Origin of the sequence: Algoriphagus sp. UBA3586 (genome assembly GCF_002376385.1) — a bacterium.
In the GTDB taxonomy this organism is placed as follows: Bacteria; Bacteroidota; Bacteroidia; order Cytophagales; family Cyclobacteriaceae; genus Algoriphagus; species Algoriphagus ornithinivorans.
In genome coordinates this window covers 1-18247 of record NZ_DFMT01000007.1, presented here as the reverse complement: position 1 = coordinate 18247, position 18247 = coordinate 1, and the positions used below count along the sequence as shown (strand labels likewise).

General features: G+C 36.9%; 12 protein-coding genes. 5 read left to right on the top strand and 7 right to left on the bottom strand.

The window, feature by feature from the left end:
* Positions 1 to 262 precede the first annotated feature (262 nt).
* The 6 genes from B2906_RS01780 to B2906_RS01755 form a co-directional block, all read right to left on the bottom strand.
* Positions 263 to 1465 (bottom strand): BamA/TamA family outer membrane protein, encoded by a 1203-nt coding sequence (locus B2906_RS01780; protein WP_144605276.1) that lies wholly within the window; start codon positions 1463 to 1465, stop codon positions 263 to 265.
* 69 nt (positions 1466 to 1534) lie between these two features.
* Positions 1535 to 3991 carry an OmpA family protein gene (locus B2906_RS01775; RefSeq protein ID WP_186300093.1) on the bottom strand — a complete coding sequence of 819 codons (2457 nt, stop codon included), beginning with the start codon at positions 3989 to 3991 and terminating at the stop codon, positions 1535 to 1537.
* A 5-nt stretch (positions 3992 to 3996) separates the two neighbouring features.
* The gene (locus tag B2906_RS01770) at positions 3997 to 5166 is read right to left on the bottom strand and encodes a hypothetical protein (protein WP_144605274.1); all 1170 of its coding nucleotides are present in this window, start codon (positions 5164 to 5166) and stop codon (positions 3997 to 3999) included.
* Between the two features lie 400 nt (positions 5167 to 5566).
* A complete protein-coding gene (locus tag B2906_RS01765; protein ID WP_144605273.1) occupies positions 5567 to 6196 on the bottom strand; it encodes a protein-tyrosine-phosphatase in 630 nt (209 codons plus the stop codon).
* A 9-nt stretch (positions 6197 to 6205) separates the two neighbouring features.
* Positions 6206 to 6673: a DUF6428 family protein gene (locus B2906_RS01760; RefSeq protein ID WP_144605272.1), complete on the bottom strand. Its 468-nt coding sequence runs from the start codon at positions 6671 to 6673 to the stop codon at positions 6206 to 6208.
* Between the two features lie 12 nt (positions 6674 to 6685).
* Positions 6686 to 7021 carry an ArsR/SmtB family transcription factor gene (locus tag B2906_RS01755; protein WP_144605271.1) on the bottom strand — a complete coding sequence of 112 codons (336 nt, stop codon included), beginning with the start codon at positions 7019 to 7021 and terminating at the stop codon, positions 6686 to 6688.
* Between the two features lie 110 nt (positions 7022 to 7131).
* Here B2906_RS01755 and B2906_RS01750 point away from each other — a divergent pair, with 110 nt between their 5' ends.
* From B2906_RS01750 to B2906_RS01730, 5 genes are all read left to right on the top strand, one after another.
* Positions 7132 to 8556 (top strand): TaqI-like C-terminal specificity domain-containing protein, encoded by a 1425-nt coding sequence (locus tag B2906_RS01750; RefSeq protein ID WP_219958274.1) that lies wholly within the window; start codon positions 7132 to 7134, stop codon positions 8554 to 8556.
* Between the two features lie 8 nt (positions 8557 to 8564).
* Complete coding sequence (locus tag B2906_RS01745; protein WP_219958273.1) at positions 8565 to 10538, top strand: McrB family protein; 1974 nt, start codon at positions 8565 to 8567, stop codon at positions 10536 to 10538.
* Positions 10531 to 11778, top strand: a complete 1248-nt coding sequence (locus tag B2906_RS01740) for an McrC family protein (RefSeq protein WP_219958272.1) — start codon at positions 10531 to 10533, stop codon at positions 11776 to 11778. Before B2906_RS01745 ends, B2906_RS01740 begins: the two co-directional genes overlap by 8 nt.
* Entirely contained in the window at positions 11775 to 13280 is a 1506-nt protein-coding gene (locus B2906_RS01735; protein WP_219958271.1) for an AAA family ATPase, read from the top strand. Before B2906_RS01740 ends, B2906_RS01735 begins: the two co-directional genes overlap by 4 nt.
* A 64-nt stretch (positions 13281 to 13344) precedes the next feature.
* The gene (locus tag B2906_RS01730; protein WP_219958270.1) at positions 13345 to 16713 is read left to right on the top strand and encodes a TM0106 family RecB-like putative nuclease; all 3369 of its coding nucleotides are present in this window, start codon (positions 13345 to 13347) and stop codon (positions 16711 to 16713) included.
* Positions 16714 to 17019: 306 nt separating this feature from the next.
* On the opposite strand, the gene B2906_RS01725 is transcribed toward B2906_RS01730, so the two are convergent.
* Positions 17020 to 18102, bottom strand: a complete 1083-nt coding sequence (locus B2906_RS01725; protein ID WP_144605284.1) for an AI-2E family transporter — start codon at positions 18100 to 18102, stop codon at positions 17020 to 17022.
* Between the last annotated feature and the right edge of the window lie 145 nt (positions 18103 to 18247).

The following is an 18247-nucleotide window of genomic DNA, read 5'->3' as shown; positions in this document are numbered from 1 at the left end:
AATGCTGGAAGATGGAAAGAGCAATGAGGTGCTACAGCGATTAATTTTAAGAAGTATGTTCGGAATTATCAATGCAGCCAGAAATGCTGCATGATGCCATGAGCACTAATTAAGGGGCTATCTTAAAGGCGTTGTTTTGTCCGCCTGAGTGGAGTCAAAGGCTAATGGATACTAGAAAATTTATTGGAGACCTTTAACTGACCGCTCATTGTGACATTCATCAACTTTGAGATAGCCTAATTATTTTTAGAACTAAGCGAAATCAAAAGGACTCGTTGATGTTGAGATAAAAACCTGAGTTACCGCTTCTTCCAAAGCCATAATCTGCTGAAATTATGGTTCTGTTTTCTTTGTTTATCATGACTCTCAATCCTAAGCCATATCCTGGATTGACTTGCTCAAATAGCTTTTCAGAATTGTATTTGCTGCTGAAGGAGTTGGCATTCACGAACACAGTTCCTCCGAAGGTTTCTTTGGACCTTTGTAGTGGAAACCGATACTCTACTTCTGAATAAACCATGTTTTCTCCTCTGAACCTTCCTTGTGCATAGCCTCTTCCCGTTCTGCCAAACATATCCCAACCAAGGGAAGGTAAGTTCATATAGGGTAAATTTCCAGAGACTAGAAAGTTGCCATATGCCCAAAAAGCGACTAAATGCCTTTTTCTTTGTTCATTGAGGTTGATATAATGTCTATAATCCAACAATAGCGTGGAGGAAGATTGGTCAGACCCTAAAAATGAAGGGTTGATTTTATAAGAAAGCAAGGCAAAGTTTTTCTCATATGGAGCAACCGCCCTGTCTCGATTTTCATAAACTGCATTTAAGGTAATTCCGGATAATGCATATCTATCCGTATCAAAGCCTAATGATTCATTGTATTGATTATGAGCAAAATCCAAAATAGGCTCAATCGTATCTTCATCTAAGAAAAAATTGTCAATCTTCGAATGTATATCCAGGTGATATCCTAATCCCAAGTAAAAATTGCTGTCAGAGATTCGTTTTAAAATAGTTTCATGAAAGCGAATCAGTCTAAAATCCATTTGTTGCGCTCCCCAAAAGCTTGAGTTTTGATTGGGGTTAGGGGAGGGGGCATTCGGGGTAGAACTACCTAGACCATAGGTTGGCTGGGAAGTGACAAAATATCTCCAGTCTCCCACTAAGATCAAGCTGTTTTCATCTAAGAAAATATTACTTCTAGAGCTAAAAATCCACTGTTTTTTAGTTGTGTATAGTAGGTTCCCTACAAAATTGGACATTTTGGTAGTAGTGGGATTTCCCATATACCAAGTAGCAGAAGGAGCTAGCCCAAACATCCAACCATTGGCAGGATTATAAGCTATGGCTGGTAAGGGTACAAGTTTAAAATCCTGAACTTTATTCGATTCATAGACTTTACTTTCTTGTCCAAAGGCAATACCGCCTAAGAACAAGACAATGCTGGCTAGAAATGCTTTCTTCATTCTTTAAATTTAGCAGGATTCTTTGGCTCCTGTTAAAAATGAAAAGAATACTTAAAAAGCATTTGAAGATTAATCCTTGGCTGTAACAAGAGGTGTTAGACGTATTTCTACTTTTCGGTCCTTGTCAACCGAACCTTTGGAGGCTCCACGTAAAATCAAACCTCCAGAATTTTTGAAAATTCTCTTGTGGTCAATTCCTAGGTCTATTAGCTGTTTTTTGACGGAATTAACCCGCTTTTCTACTAGTCTGAGGTTGTAGGAAACGCTTCCCGTGTTATCAGCAAAACCAATTAGCTCCAAGCCTAATTGGGGATTTGTTTCCAAGATCTCTTTCAATCGAAGCAACTTTGCTTTTTCTTCTTCACTCAACTCTGATTGGTTGATTCCAAAATAGACCTCAAGTTTACTTTCCTCTAGAAGGACAGGCTTAGTATTTTCAACCACTTTCTCAACCTCCACGGTGTCTATCCTTACTTTTTCTTTGGAGGCCTCTTTTCGAAGGCTATCTATCAGAATAGCATCTTGAGTAATTCTATCCAAAAGGGTGCTATCCTGTATATATAGAATTTGACTTTCGTCTGTTTTATTTTTGTTTAAAGCAGAAGTTGTTGTAGCCGTGCCACTGATGATTGCTGCATCTCTTAATAGTTCCCGATTTCTCCTCTCTAGTATTTCTTGTCTACTTCTTAACCTTTCTAATTCTTTGGATGTATTCGTATTATCAGATTGAGGATTAACTATTATCTGTTGAGGTGCCGTTCTTTCTTCTTGATTACTATTTTGAGCTTGGATGCTTGATAGTCTGGAAGAAAAAGCCATGAGCATTGCGGAGTCTCTAATCGCCTGCGCCTTGAGCATTTCTTCCCTATATTTTGAAATTTCTTTTTCAAAATCTTCTCGGCTTATCCATTGAGCATTTTCGACTGGTTTGGTGACGGTTTTTGATTTCTCAATTTCCGGAGTCACTGCCTTTGTACTTTTTACTGTATCTGGAGTTTGCTGATTGCTGATTCTCATTTGTGAATTTGAAAGAGAGTCCAGCTCGAACTCGCTAAATCCTTTAGGAGAGTAAATGATTGTATTGACTTTCCCCGGATAAAGCAAGATTTTTTCAATGAATTGGGCTGTATCAACTTTAGAGATGATTAGCGTGTTTTTCGCTCCCAATAGCGAATCTCCCTTAATAACCAAAATCTTATCCAAAGAGTCAATTCTGCTAATCTCCTTTTGATAATCCAAAGTTTGATTCTCAAACTGATTGATCAATATCTGTATAGAATCCTTTGAACTGAGACTGTCAATCTGCAACTCATTAATCTTCTCGCTGAGTTCTGAAAGCCTATTTTGAAGCGAATCCTTATTTGCTTGTACCAACGCTCTGGTATTCTTCAATGAATCAATTTTCCTGTCAATATTGGCTTTTTGAATAGAATCCAGTCTTACCGTGTCAATGATCGGTGCTGATTTTTCTAATCCAGGTAACTGAACAATCGTAAAATAATTATTTGTAACAGAGGCTGGCAGATTAACTTTTGGTTCTTCAGTTTTTTGAATTGAGTCAGCAGTTGCTTCAGTTTTTTCGCTCAAAACTTTAGGGGTGAAAGTATAGCGCTGGGATACGGTAGGAGGATTGAAACTTTCCTTGTTTGCTCCTAAGCTGAACTTGATGCCCATCCCATGATAGATATACCAATCTGCTTTCGAGTTTACATCTCCTCGATAGGGGTTGCCTGGTGTTGGGGTATTAGTTCCTGGCAATGCTGCATAGCGCTGAAAAGAGTTGTCATATCGATTTCTATATCTTCCAGACACATCGTCCAAATAATCAGTTGCCGCCCTTTTAAAATCTGATTGTGCGAAAAGTTCAATTCCTTTGGTAATCCGAAATCTGATTCCCATGCCCAAATGAGCATAAAGAGTAGCTTTTTTATACCCACCTGGAATTTCTGTTTCAACATCCCTTAATCTTGTCTCAAAACTTCCATCTGGGATTAAATTGGGATTGCTGTAATCATATCTGTTTCCGTTTTCATCCAATAGGTCTCCAAACACATCGAATTTTTGAACTCCCATGCCCACAACCAAATATGGAGCAAGGAAGGATTTACCAGAAAGCAACCAGTTGTTATCAGGCTTTAAAACAAAGGAAAGCCCAGCATCAATTAAATCCGTTCTGAAATTTAAAGCCCTATCGAATCTGTTACTTTCCCTGTATAAAGTGCCATCATTTTCGATATATCTATCGCTTGAGCCAAATTGATAGCTTCCTGCCGTAAGCATAATTCCAACGGAGTTGCCAAGTGCATATTCCAGAGAAAATTGATAAGAAAGGTCTTCAGAATAGACAGTTGATCGTTGATAGAGTCTACCTACATCACTCAGACTATTGAGTCCAAAAGGACGGATATCCCCAATGTAATTGGTAGTCCCGACACTTGCTCCAACTCTCCACTTGTACCCGTAAAGCTGGGCGTTTACAGAATTGATAATCAGTGATAAAATGAAAATCAAGCTTAGCTTTTTCATAATTTTCATTTTTTGTTTCCAAATCCTAACCACAAATTGATTTCGGCACTTAATCCAACATAGGGTTGAATTCTGTCCGCTTTACTCCCATCCAGTTTGTTGGTAGTTAGATATGTGCCTCCAGCATTGAGTCTTATGAATCGGAAGAAGTTATATCCCAATCCCACGAATACTGGTCGGTCTAAAACTGGCCCTCTGATAGCTTCTCCCAAAGAATTTTCCATGCTTCCGGAAATAAACACTCCTGTGCTGATCGATAAATTACTCATGAAACGAGTAAAGGTCCTGTTGCCAAGAGGAAATGAAAAACCAAGGTATGGACTGTATACAAACTCTTGAGAGGATAAATCCTGTGAAAGTGAGATGGCACCAAAGCCAAAATTGATGGGAATAGAGTTAGGGGTTTTCTCACTTCTATAATTTTGAAATTGAATCTGATCTACTCGGACAAGCATGTTAGGACTGAGAAATTGATCTAATTCAGCAAAAACGATGGTTTCTAACTCCTGTAAATATTGTTGGGCATAAACAGCCCGCTCGTTCTCGTTTTCAGATTTTTTGATAATGTTGAATTTTGCCTTACCCAATTTCAGGCGTTTTCTTTGCTCTAGTTTCTTACGAGTGATATCAGAAAAACCTGGGAAAGGTTTTCCATCAGGTAATTCGAAATAATAAGCTCCTGATTGAACAATTTGATCCATATTGGAAAGGATTTGCTCGTCAGAATCTTCGAATTTGATTCCTCCTCTTCTCACGGAAGAAATGGTGTTGAGATAAGTTGCTAGGTTGGTTTGAATAAGTCTTCGGAGCTCTTCCAACTCTTTTTCTCCAGCTTTCTTATAAAATCCAAATTCAAGATTAAACTCCTCTGTAGATCTTAAAGGATTGTCTACCAAGATTTGAAAAGAAAGTTCCTTGTATCCAAATGGGGCTTTCCAAAAATAACTATCACCTGCCTTTGGAGATTTTTTTGACTGATATATGTAAAGTTTAACCATTTCCACATCCTGAGGGATGGCCCCTCTGAAATAGAATTTTTCTTCAGCGGGAAGTGGTTTTCCGCCATTGATCTCATTTTGAATGAGGTCCAGGTTAATTGACGTAATAGCTTCTTGCGAATAGGCCACAATCCCAAACCACAAAGTGAAGACTAAGGATAGTATATTTTTTTTCATAAAATGTATTTGCATAATTATGACAAAATGAAAGTGTTAATCTCAAACAAGATTTCTGAGTACTTTTAGTTATAAATCCTTTGAACTAGTGAATGTTCAAAAGAATCCTAGATTTTCGGCTTTACTACCTATTCTAACTGAAGGTATTTAAGGTATTGGTATCACCTTTCTTTATTCAATTAATTGAGCGTCAGATGGATAGGATTTAGGAGGACTTAGCTTTTTCTTCCGTTACTGGGTTTCGAATAATTAGTAGGTATTCGCGCCTAAATCCAATAGAATATATAATAAAATTTTGAATATTCTAATAATTCAATAAAAAATTTTGATAAAAATAGAGGATTGGTAAGGTGAAGGTTGGTCTCATTGAGCCTTATAGAAAAGTTTTATAATGAATTTCTTAATCATTAGCCCTTGAAAACACATAAAACATTTCGGAAGCTATTTGAAGACTTCTTTCATCATACATTTTTTGTTCTAATACAGTATCATCGAATTTTTTGGGGTCTTCAAACCTGACGGGTATTCGTATTTCTGCTCCTGAAATAATAGGACAATTCTCATCTGCATGATCGCAGGTCATTATTGCAGCAAAGTTCGAAGCTGGGTTGGACAGATCGTCAACCAGTTTTGAAAAAGCTTTAATGCCTGGCTTCATTTCTGAATAAAAGACTTCATACTTCGGATTTTCAGTTGCATTATCCGAAATGGTACGAAACCCAATTCTTTGCAATGAAGCTACAGCCCTCTCATTAAAAGCAGTGATCTCTATTCCTCCGGAGTAGCAATTGGCCTCTACTCCGAAGTAGCTGGCCGCTACCTTTGCCCAAATTTGTGAAAATTGGCTTCGTCTAGAATTATGTGTGCAAATAAAATTCAGGTTGATAGCTTCATTTTTATCCTGCTTTTCTCTGATATAATGAATCAAAGGGCTCAACACTTCCTTCCTTTCATCGGTGATTGGGATATTGAGAATTTGCTTGATGGAGTCCTCAAGCTTTGGTAAAAAGGTGAGTTTTGTATTTTCCATGGCTAAAATTTAGCAGCAACCGCTGCCGGGATTACAGGAGTTAGTATTTAATTGCAATGATGAGAGTCTAACTTTGGGTTTTGAAGGAATGCCACATTCGCTTTTAGCCAAGCAGTCTGTCATTTTTGTGGTAAGGAGAAATGACTTTCCATTATAGTCTAAACCATATTTTCCTATGGTTTCACCTTGGTACTCCACTTCAATTTCCCAATCTGGTATTCCCAGTTTCGATTCAGATAGTTCTATGATTTTCAGTAGTTTTTCTGGATGAAGTCGGTGATCGTAGTCATTTTCATTCCATAATTGGAAGTTGACTTTCTCCTCTTGTCTAATAGTCCCCCCACAGTCAATGAAATTTTTAGATATTTTTCCGATTTCTGTCACATGAAAATGACTAGGAACCAATTCTCCATTGGGGAGTTGAAACTCGATGGTTTGGGAGTTTTTTAAGATGGACTTAATTTCTGAAAGTTTCATAGTGATATGGTTTTAACAGCAGGTTGAGGGATTATTTGAATTGAATTGATCAAAGAGGCCTAGAAACAAGCTCTTGATGGAGTTCCATTTTTCAGGATTGATGCAGTAATTCACTTTTGTCCCTTCAATGGTTCCCTGAATTATATCAATTTCTTTCAATTCACGAAGATGCTGGCTTATAGTTGCTTGCGCCAGTCCCAGTTCTTGCACCAAATCCCCATTGATACAAGTATTCGTTTTGATCAAATATTGTATGATTGCAATTCGAGCTGGATGTGCCAAAGCTTTGGCGACATTGGCCAATTCATTTTGAGCGTCAGTGAAAAGGTGCGTTTGAGTAATTCCCATCGTAATAATAATATATTGCAATATTACGATGAATAAAATTACAAAAGCAAATCTTCGATCTAGATTTTGAAAAAAATTAATGAGTGATAGCCGGCTCGTCGTCCGATTTATTGAAGAAGATTGGATACGAAACCTACGCAACAACTGGTGATTTGTACGTTCTCTTTTATGAGAATGGATACAGAATTCTTAAACAGAAAGGAAACGTAAATCTTATTACTTCTAATAAGTGGATAAATGCGTCTTACGGCACAAAAACGAGAAACTTCTTTGCAAAGAAAACAAACCCAAAGTTACTAATTGACTTTGCTAGGGTGCGTATTTTCCCAAATGCTACTGTTTTCGTGAATATTTTAATGCTTGAGAAAAGCAAGGCTGAAAACAAGGTTGATGCAGTGGCAATTGAAGGGAATCAATTACCTAACGACACTCTTTATCACTATTTTTCAGACAAAAAAGTCACCCTTTCCATTAAAGCTGAAGAGGTTTGGAAAATTGGCTCTGCCAAAGAATTATCAATTAACAAGCGCATTGAAGACCTAGGCAAAAAACTTAAGGATTGGAAAGGAATCGAGTTTTTCAGAGGAATAACTTCTGGATTTAATGAGGCATTCCATCTTAATAAGTTAGAAGCAAAAGAGTTAATTGAAGTGGATAAAAAAAATTCAGAATTATTAAAACCACTACTTAGGGGAAAAGATATAAAAAGATGGATTTATGATTATCATGATTTATTTATAATCAATTCTCATAATGGTGTTCGCGAAAGTGGTTTAAAGAGAATTGAAGTAGAAACTGATTATCCAAAAATCTACAACTATCTCCTAGATTACTATGATGAAAGTAGTCCAAAGGCAATACTGAAAAAAGACGGCACCTATCAGACCCTAAAAGATAGGGCTGACCAAGGGGATCATTGGACAAATTTAAGAAATTGCGCTTTCGTAGAAGAGTTCGAAAAGCCTAAAATTGTTTGGATTGAAATATCAGATAGGGCAAATTATGCTTATGACAAACAAGGATTTTTTCTTACAAACTCAGCTTATTTTATATCTGGAGATAATTTGAAGTATCTCGTTTCAATTCTAAATTCATCAGTAGCTGACTATTACTTTTTTCAAATCACAGCAAAAATAGCCGGTGGAAGAAAACGATATACAAAACAATATGTAGAGCAAATTCCAATTCCAGTACTATCCAAAACTCGACAAACACCATACGAGTTGCTGGTTGATTATGTGATTTTATCAAAAACTCAAATAGACGATTTGGTATTCAAGTTCTTTGAGCAGCTTTTGGATGCAATCGTCTTTGAGCTTTACTTTTCAGAAGAACTTAAATCCGCAAGTAAAGAAATCTTAAAGCATTTGGAAGATTTAAAACCCATTACGGATGCCATGAGCGAAGAAGAAAAGTTGGCCATTATCCAAAGTGAGTTTGAGCGTTTGTACGACCCCAACCACCCTGTACGCTATGCCATAGAAACCTTGGATAGTATTGAGGAGGTTAGGATAATAAAAGAATCGTTGAAATAAGAAGGACTATGAATATGAAAACCGTTTATTTCGATTGGGTGCCTTTTTTTCAAGCAATTTGCCATAAAATTTTGGGTTTCGCCAACGATACAAATGACAGGGAGAAAAAACTCTTAGAACTAGCGGAGAAAACCTTCCAACGTGACCATTCCTTATTAAAATATTTGACAGTTGACCCATTTTCCTATATATATGCTTTAGCGCAACGAAACACCAAAAATCAAAGGGACATTATTTTTACAAATGCTAAGCATGCATTTGGTCTGATTGAAGAAGTACCTACCGATTATATTTTCCCAACACCTACACCCAACACATTGAGTCTTTTTTTTTCAAAAGGAAATTACATTAATATGGAAGGAATTACTGTTGGCAATCAGTGTTTATGGAACTTGTTTGTACAGGTAATAAAAGGAGATGAAATAAGCGACAACGACTTTAAGGAGGCTCTTTCCATTAAGAATGTGGGCTTTACAAAATTGAGTCAGGTCATGTTTTTGATAAATCCCAAAAAATTTATTCCTTTCGACACACAAACGAATTCATTACCCGTTCCGGATTTAGCAGATTTGAAACACGTAATTTCCAAAATAAATCAAGGAGGTTTTTCGGTCTATCAAAAGGTAATGGTAAAACTCAAAAATTCATTTCCAGGATGCGAGTTTTATGAAATAAACTTATTGAATGGCCTGATTAATTCCACAAATGAAGCCCAATTAAAGGTTTCCCATAAATATTGCCAAATTAGTAGTTGGGCAGATGGACAAGAAGATAGTGATTATTTTAATGATTTTGTAGATAAGAATGCAGTTTGGACAGGAGGTTCCGCAGGAAGAACCGGAGCCAGAGTTTATCCACTAACAGAGTTTAATCGTGGCGACGTTGTACTCGTACGAAGAGGAACTAAGTGGCTGGGCGGTATCGGTTTGATATTAAACAATGGATATCTGCAAAACGGATATAATGCTAAAAGTAAAATTCAGATTATTTGGCTTGTAAAACAAGACAAAAAAATTGAGGGCACCGGCTTAGGTCAGTGGGATGGGTTTAGTCATGCATCAATGAATACCGTTCAAAAATTTAGAGAAGTGTACCCGGGCACATTCTCTTTTATAGATTCGATAAGAAAAAGCCAAAAGGTTATGATAAATCATTCCGAACAGAAATATAAGAACCTGATTTTGCAGGGTCCTCCAGGGACAGGTAAAACGAGACTTGCCAAACAAATAGCGGAGTGGCTAACAAGTTCTGATGAAAAGTCTTATTCGTTAATAGAAGCCATTGACAAACATATCTTTGAAGGAGATCCTGAGATTGAAGAAAACGAACAAGTTAAGCTAATTCAATTTCATCCGTCCTACACCTATGAAGATTTTGTAAGAGGCATAAAAGTAGATGCTGAAGGGGATAAAATAAAATATGACGTTGAAAATAGAATACTTGCATCCTTTGCTGTCGAAGCTGCAAAAGCAGAGAACCAACATAAAGCCTATATACTTATAATTGATGAAATAAACCGCGCAAATCTCACCTCCGTATTAGGAGAATTAATATATGCCCTTGAGTATCGGGGCAAAAACGTTAGTTCATTGTATAAACTACAGAATGGCGACAATGAAATCAACTTACCTCATAATCTATATATTGTCGGCACTATGAATACAGCAGATAGGAGTGTTAGTCATATCGACTATGCGATACGCAGAAGATTCACTTTTATTCCTGTTCTACCCAACGATGATGCAATTATTTATAATAAGGCTAAATCACTTTTTACAGCGGTCAAGCTAATTTTTGATGAATATACTTCACCAGAGTTTGATCAAAACGACATTCAAATTGGTCACAGTTATTTTTTAGTTGATGATGATGAAATTGGTTTGAAGTTGAAATACGAAATAAAACCCTTATTACTAGAATACATTAAAGATGGCGTATTACTTGAGTCTGCGCGTGAAAAAGTGAAAGATTTGAATGCATGAACGGATTATACATATCAATGAACATCGATTCTGCTCTTCTCTATCAGAAGTTGAATTGATTGCTTTGCTCAAAGAGCCTAATAAGCTGATTGAGTGCGTTGACATACCAAACAATAGATTTCAGACAGGATATTTCATTGGCTTAAGCTGGTTGGCTGATACTGGGAAAGTGTTATATGTGACTCCAAAGTTGGATTCATCCTCTCAGCAAATAGACTACTTGCAAATGTTGTCCGAGAGTTTTAAGCATCCTGAAATTCTAAAACATGGCGATGATTTATTCAAGATTGAATTTGACAAGCCCTCTATCAGAATCAATCAGCAACAAGATTTAATTACACCCCTCATTGTTGTTTATTTTCTTCAAGTAGTTCAAACCATTGTTAGGAAGGGTCTTAAAAAAGGTTATTATAAAGTTGAAAACAACCTTTATGGAAAAGTGAAGGGGAAGATTCTTGTCTCCAAAACACTGATGCAGAATATATCCAAAAGTAAAAACCTCAATACGGTATGTTCATTTGATGAGTATGGTCTAAATCATCCCGAGAATAGAATAATAAAAAAAGCTCTCTATTTTTTAAGAAAGTACTTAAAAATAAGTCATCACAAAGACAAAGGATTAGAAGCTGTTTTGAATTTTATTCTACCAGCGTTTGAGGAAGTCGATGAAAATATCAGTATCAACGAGGTAAAATCTGTTAAGCACAATCCGTTTTACCCCGAATACGCAAAAGCAACAGAGCTTGCGGAGATTATTTTAAAAAGATTCGGATACAATATTAACTTTATAAAGGAGAATGTGGACATAGAAGTTCCGCCTTTTTGGATAAATATGCCATTGGTGTTTGAATTATATGTCCTTGGAAAACTTAAAGATGCGTTTGGGAGAAGAGATATAATATTCCAGTCGGGTGCAAATTATGGCGAACTCGATTTCTTACGGACAACTACAGGAAAGGAAACTGTAATTGATTCAAAGTACAAGGCTACTTATAAAAACAGCTACGACATTGACGATGTGCGGCAATTGAGCGCTTATGCGAGAGATATAGGAACTCTTAAGAAATTGAGTATAACGAAATCAGAGTGGGGGAATACCCTGCTAGATTGCTTAATAATTTATCCTGACCAGCTGGCAAAAAACCATTTAACAGAAAATCAACTTTTAGAAACGCCTATTAAACAATTTGAAAAATTCTATAAAGTTGGAATCCGAATTCCCGAAATCAAAAGTTTATGAAAATCAAGAAAGTTGAAATAAGGGACTACAAAGCCTTCTACGGAAATAATGAATTCAAAGTTGATGGCAAGAACCTATTTATCTATGGTGAAAATGGTAGTGGTAAAAGTTCATTCTATTACGCCTTAAAGGACTTTTTTCAGTCGTCCTCAGAGACACTTGATTATAATGAAACGGAGAATATATTTCTCACGAAAGCACAAAAAGGAAAAGGCTTTATTAAAGTTACGTTCAACCCTGATAAGGACGGAACAACAGCCGACAAGACCTATACATTAAATAAAAGAACAAAAGACACCTATGTTGCAGGTGATACAAGTATTCGGGATGCTATAAAACTCAAAAGTTTTTTGACGTACAAGCATTTACTGGATATCCATCACATCACTAAAGACAAAGAAATTGACTTATTTAATCTTCTTGTTAAAGGTGTTCTGAAACACTTTAAGAGTGTTGCAATTACAGGCAATAAAGAGTTAGGTGAACTTTGGGAAGACGCTGAAAAAGCAGTGGCAAAACCTACTCAGAGCAGAACTTACAACATCACACAAAAGAGAGTAGACGTTGACCGTGCAATCAATGCTTTTGATACAGCTTTTAAAAAGCTATTTCAGAAAAACAGTATTGAGAACATTCTAAAATATGCACAGCCAATTTTAGATAAGTTTGGTCACAACATTGAATTGGATTTGCATTACACCCAAGCCAAAGCAAATACCAAATACGATGCTATTGAAAGAAATCATGTTCGAGTAAAAATCAAATATCAAAATAAGGAAATTGCCAAACCTCATTTCTTTTTAAATAAAGCTCGGTTATCAGCAATCGCTATATCAATCTATTTAGGAATGATTAAAAGGCACATTCAAGGATTGCCTTGCAAGATTTTATTTTTGGATGACATTTTTATTGGGCTAGATATTGGAAATCGCCTGCCGCTACTCACGATTTTAGATAATGAATTTAGTGCTTATCAAGTCTTTATAACAACATATGATAAACCTTGGTATGAGTTTGTAAAATCAACTTATTTGGATGGAAACAATGCTTGGAAAAGCTACGAGTTTTATGCTCGTAGAACAAGGAAAGGATTTGAAGTCCCGATTATCAGAGAGAATCATTCCAATTCTCATATTCAAAACTATATAGATAAGGCGGAAGCATTTTTTAATGAAGGGGATAATAAAGCCGCTGGTGTCTATTTACGTTCTGCTTTTGAATTTATTTTGAAACGGTTTTGTTTTGGGAAAAAGGTTCCCGTTCCATTCTACCTAGATAATTCGAAAATGAAAACGGATGAATTCTGGAAAGCGGTTAAAAAATATAAAACTACACATGCAGCTTGCGGATTGACTCCGGCTACATCAACCCAAATTAATCATTATACTAATTTGGTTTTAAATCCTCTTAGTCACCATGATATAAATAAGCATGAAATAACAGCGGAAATTCAGGGGGCAATAACAACTTTAAGAACATTAAAAAACGAATTGAATGTTTAAAAAATACAATGAATTATATCAACTATCTAAGTTTTTGAATTAATTGGTTTTACTCAATTTTGATATGAAATCAAAGAATAACACGATTATTTACTCCCCTTCTGACCTATCCGCTCATAGCAGCTGCAAACACCTCACTCAATTAAATAAGCAACATACAAGAGGAGAAATCGCAGACCCAGAAGTATATACAAATCGTGTATTGCTAATGCTCAAGGAGAAAGGCATTCAGTTTGAAGAGAACCACCTACAAGAAATCAAGGTTCAAGGAAAGAATGTATCCGAAATCAGTACTAATGACCCACATGCTGAAAAACATACAATAGATGCAATGAAAGCAGGTGTTGATGTTATTTATCAGGCAAGGTTGAAAGAGGATGGGAAATGGAGCGGATGGGCTGATTTTCTAAAGAAGGTTGACAAGCCAAGTGATTTAGGCGATTGGTCATATGAGGTTTGGGACGCCAAACTAGCCAATGAAACGAAAGCTGGCACAATTCTTCAGATTGGTCTTTATTCGGAACGCGTAGCTAAAATCCAAGGTTTAACCCCAGAATATATGGGTGTTATAAAGCCTGAGGGAGAAGAATGCTATCGCTATGATGAACATGCGGCATATATCCGTTTGGTGAAACGAAATCTTGAAGATGCCATCGCTAATGAACACGAAACCTACCCGGAACCAGTCAGCCACTGCGATATTTGCAAGTGGTGGAAAAACTGCAATGCAGTTAGAAGAAAGGATGACCACCTAAACTTTATAGCGGGAATCGGTAAATCCCAAATGAAGGAGCTCAATTTGCATTATGTTAATACCTTGAAGAAATTGGCCAATCTTGATTTGCCTGTGCCTTTTAATCCTACTAAGGGAGTTAAGGAGACTTACAATAAACTTCGCGAACAGGCACGTGTTCAATATACGAGCAGACAAAACAAGTATGACCCCATCTACGAAACCTTGGAAATTGAGGAAGGCAAAGGACTCAATAAACTGCCAGAACCTTCTGAAAATGATATTTATCTCGATTTTGAAGGAGACAGGATGGTTGACCCAGATGGTCTGGAATACATGATTGGATATGTCCAGAAGGATAAATACCATGCCCTATGGGCCAAAAATGAAGCGGAAGAGAAAGAGATTTTTGAGCAGTTCATTGACTTTGCTTTTAAGCTCAAACAAATGGACCCCGCACTTCATATATACCATTATGCACCTTATGAGGTTACAGCCTTAAAGCGGCTGATGGGCAAATATGCATCTCGGGAAAATGAGATTGATACTTTCTTAAGATCAAACACATTTGTTGATCTCTATAGTGTTGTTCGGCAGTCTGTAAGAGCTAGTGTGGAGAAATATTCGATTAAAGATTTGGAGCCGTTCTTCGGTTATGAACGCATGATGGATTTGCGAGAGCTTTCAAGGCATAAAATGCAACTAGAGCTACTTCTGCAAACGGGGAATATTGACAAATTGACAAATGAAACAAAAGAAGCCGTCCAACTGTACAATCAAGATGATTGTGAATCATTAGTTCGCCTTCAGCTATGGTTGGAAGATATTCGAACCAAGTTAATTAGTGAAGGAGAAAACATTACAAGACCTGAAGATGGAATTGGAGATGCTAGTGATAACATAACCGCACACCAGGAACGCATACAGCCAATCATGGATGCTTTGCTCGATGGTGTCCCACCAATAAAAGTGGAACGAAATGAAATTGAGCAGGCCCGTTATATTCTGGCCCATATGTTAGATTGGTATCGCAGAGAGCAAAAGTCATTTTGGTGGGAGTTTTTCCGATTAAAGGAGCTTCCTGAAGATGAACTCCTAGAAGAACGAAAAGCAATCTCTTATCTGAAATATACAGGCCATCGAGAGCCAGAAAAAAGAAGTGTAATTGATACGTATACATTTCCATCTCAGGAATGTGATTTACGTCCGGGTAATTCTGTAGAGGATCAAGAAAACAATAGGTTGGGTAGCATTCATGAGATCGATGTCGATTCGGGTATACTAAGAATCAAAAAGGGGCCAACCAAAATTGACCTGCCCCACCCAAGTTCCGTCATGAGCATAGAAAACGTTAATTCTAGTACTAAAGAAGAGGCTATTATCAGATTGGCAGAATGGGTCGTGGCCAATAGCATGGACAGCGAGAATGAGAAGTACAGAGCAGCAAGGCAAATACTCTTGAATGCTCCGCCTCTTTTAACAGAGGAACTGACCTACGATGAGAATATTCTAGAGCGAACATTTGATTTTGCATCTAAACTAGATTATAGTCATCTGCCTGTTCAAGGGCCTCCGGGAACAGGCAAAAGTTTTACGGGAGGCCACCTTATTGTACAATTAGCTCAACAAGGTAAGAAAATTGGGATTACGGCACTTAGCCATAAGGTTATCACCAACTTGCTAAGCAAAGTTTGGGAAGTAGCTAAAGAGAAAGGGTTCGACATTCAAATGATGCAAAAGACCGAGCTTGATGAATATAACCCTAGCTCTTGGAACGTAAGTAATGACGAAAATGTTATTCAATCCGTAATAGGTAGAATGGATGTTATTGCAGGAACAACATTCATGTGGAGCAAACCACCATATGAAGATAGTGTGGACTATTTATTTGTTGATGAAGCTGGCCAATTGTCCTTGATTGATACGCTTTCTGTTTCACACTGCTGCTCAAACATTGTGTTTTTAGGCGACCCACAACAATTAAAACAACCACAAAAAGGTGTTCATCCGGACGGCACTGAAGTATCGGCTTTAGAGCATATATTACAAGGTGAGAAAACCATTTCTGATAAACAAGGAGTATTTTTAGATGAAACCTGGCGTATGCATTCATCCATCAACGCATTTGTATCAGAACTTTTTTATCAGAATAGATTGATATCCAAAGACCATCTTGATAAACAACAAATTATTGGCTCAAAGTATGCCGGAGCAGGATTATACTTGGAAGAAGTTGAACATTCTGGAAATACCAACGCATCCTCTGAAGAAGTTGATAAGGTTTTGGAAATTGTTGGGCAACTTACTGATGGTGACGTAACTTTTATTAATGAAAAAAATGAAGAAGCTCCGCTAACAACTAATGAAATAAAAATTATTACCCCTTACAACGCACAAGTACATGCCATCAAACAACGTTTACCTCAAATAGAAGTTGGTACCGTCGATAAATTCCAAGGTCAGGAAGCTCCTGTAATTATTTACTCTGTAGCAACTTCTAGCTCAGAAGAAGCGCCTCGTGGAATGGATTTCCTATTCAGTCCAAACCGATTAAATGTGGCCGTTTCAAGGGCTCGTGCATGTTTTATTATGGTGGCAAACCCAGCTATTTTTGAAGCGGATTGCAAAAGCCCATACCAAATAAAATTGGCGAATGCCTTTTGTAGGTTTAAAGAACTTTCACAAGATACCAACTTATAGGTAGAGTTGATGTGTTTTATAAATATTGGGTTTAATTCAAAGTTCAAATAACGAATGAATTAAATATGAATCGTTTTGAATCGTTTTGGTATTGATTTACTATTTTTATGTTACGAAAGCGTCAAAACGCTGAGGCACATGTCCTTACACGTGTCCTGTTTTAAAAAAAACATTGTAATAAGCTGATTTACAAATGAGTGTGGCTAACGGTTCTAACTCTGCCACCCCGACTACTTTACTCTCTATAAAAACAAAAGGATCAATTTTTCAACTGATAGAACATAAGTTTATTGATCAGTTTCAATTTTATTTTTTTTCAAAAAGACTCTTCCAGAATTTCTTCTTTAGTAGCTGATTCTTTTCAGGCACCATTGTTTCATCACTTAATAAAAACCCGAAAGGTTCTAAGCCTTCGGAATTTTCAAAGGTGATTTTCAGGACTCCAACCAAAGGAATAAACAAAATCATTCCTGATATTCCCCACAGCCAACCTCCCAAAAGTATTGCCAAAATTACTGCGAGGGCATTGACTTTGACCTGAGACCCTACGACCAAAGGAGTAATCACATTATTTTCAAAAAGCTGAATGGCCCACAGCACTCCAAACGTTAAAAAAGGAAAGAGTAAATTATCTGTGGTTAAAAAGACATAAAGTATTGCAAAAAAAGATGAAATGAATACTCCAACATAGGGAATGAGGTTCATAATCGCAATAAAGGCTGCAAATAACAAGAAGTACTTCACTCCAATGATAAAGAAGAATAGTCCTGCCATTACTGCGACAATTAAAGTAACCTTAACCATACCCGTGAGGTAAGATTGAATAACCTTTCCCGACTCCATTACCCAATTCAAAACCCTATCCTTATTTTTTGAAGAAAACCGAATCAGAAAATTCAGAAAAAAATCTTCGTAATAGAGTAAAAGAAAAATATAGAGTGGGATGATTCCGGCAAGTGTAAGTGATTTCCCAGTATTAAACAGTGTAGTATTGAAATTTTCTGGAGTCAAAAAAGACCATACCTCGGGCCTATTGCCAGGATCAAGTATTTCATTTCCCAGAATTACATTGAGCTCATCCAGGTAAAGACTCATTTTATTCTGTAGATTTTGTCCTATTTCAGGAATATCCCGAATCAAGCCCACCATCTGATTGAGCAATACGTAAAAAATACCGGTGACAATCACAGCAACCATCAAAATACTAATGATAATAGCTATGCTTCTGGGAAATTTTTTCTCTTCAAACCAACTGGAGATCGGGTGTAAAGAAAAAGCAAAAAATACACCCCATACCAGTGGAACCAAAATGAAAGAGCCTTCTCTTAAGATAATCGACCCAAAAACAATGATCACCAAAAAAAGAGCTATTCGTTGAAGTACTATCATCAGGCGAAATATTTAATCTGATTATCCGCAATCATGCCAGTTGCCTTATTTTCTTTGCTTGGCCGATTGGAAGACCGATGACCGAAGCCCCAGCCACGGCCTTTAGGTTTGCAAAGTAGAATTATTTGAGAAAATCAGAGCTAAT

Excerpts from the sequence above, each read along its gene's own strand:
- B2906_RS01745 (WP_219958273.1), top strand. The coding sequence starts at position 8,565 with ATGAATATGAAAACCGTTTATTTCGATTGGGTGCCTTTTTTTCAAGCA.
- B2906_RS01740 (WP_219958272.1), top strand. The coding sequence starts at position 10,531 with ATGCATGAACGGATTATACATATCAATGAACATCGATTCTGCTCTTCT.
- B2906_RS01760 (WP_144605272.1), bottom strand. The coding sequence starts at position 6,673 with ATGAAACTTTCAGAAATTAAGTCCATCTTAAAAAACTCCCAAACCATC.
- B2906_RS01775 (WP_186300093.1), bottom strand. The coding sequence starts at position 3,991 with ATGAAAAAGCTAAGCTTGATTTTCATTTTATCACTGATTATCAATTCT.
- B2906_RS01725 (WP_144605284.1), bottom strand. The coding sequence starts at position 18,102 with ATGATAGTACTTCAACGAATAGCTCTTTTTTTGGTGATCATTGTTTTT.
- B2906_RS01755 (WP_144605271.1), bottom strand. The coding sequence starts at position 7,021 with ATGGGAATTACTCAAACGCACCTTTTCACTGACGCTCAAAATGAATTG.
- B2906_RS01765 (WP_144605273.1), bottom strand. The coding sequence starts at position 6,196 with ATGGAAAATACAAAACTCACCTTTTTACCAAAGCTTGAGGACTCCATC.
- B2906_RS01780 (WP_144605276.1), bottom strand. The coding sequence starts at position 1,465 with ATGAAGAAAGCATTTCTAGCCAGCATTGTCTTGTTCTTAGGCGGTATT.
- B2906_RS01770 (WP_144605274.1), bottom strand. The coding sequence starts at position 5,166 with ATGAAAAAAAATATACTATCCTTAGTCTTCACTTTGTGGTTTGGGATT.
- B2906_RS01730 (WP_219958270.1), top strand. The coding sequence starts at position 13,345 with ATGAAATCAAAGAATAACACGATTATTTACTCCCCTTCTGACCTATCC.
- B2906_RS01735 (WP_219958271.1), top strand. The coding sequence starts at position 11,775 with ATGAAAATCAAGAAAGTTGAAATAAGGGACTACAAAGCCTTCTACGGA.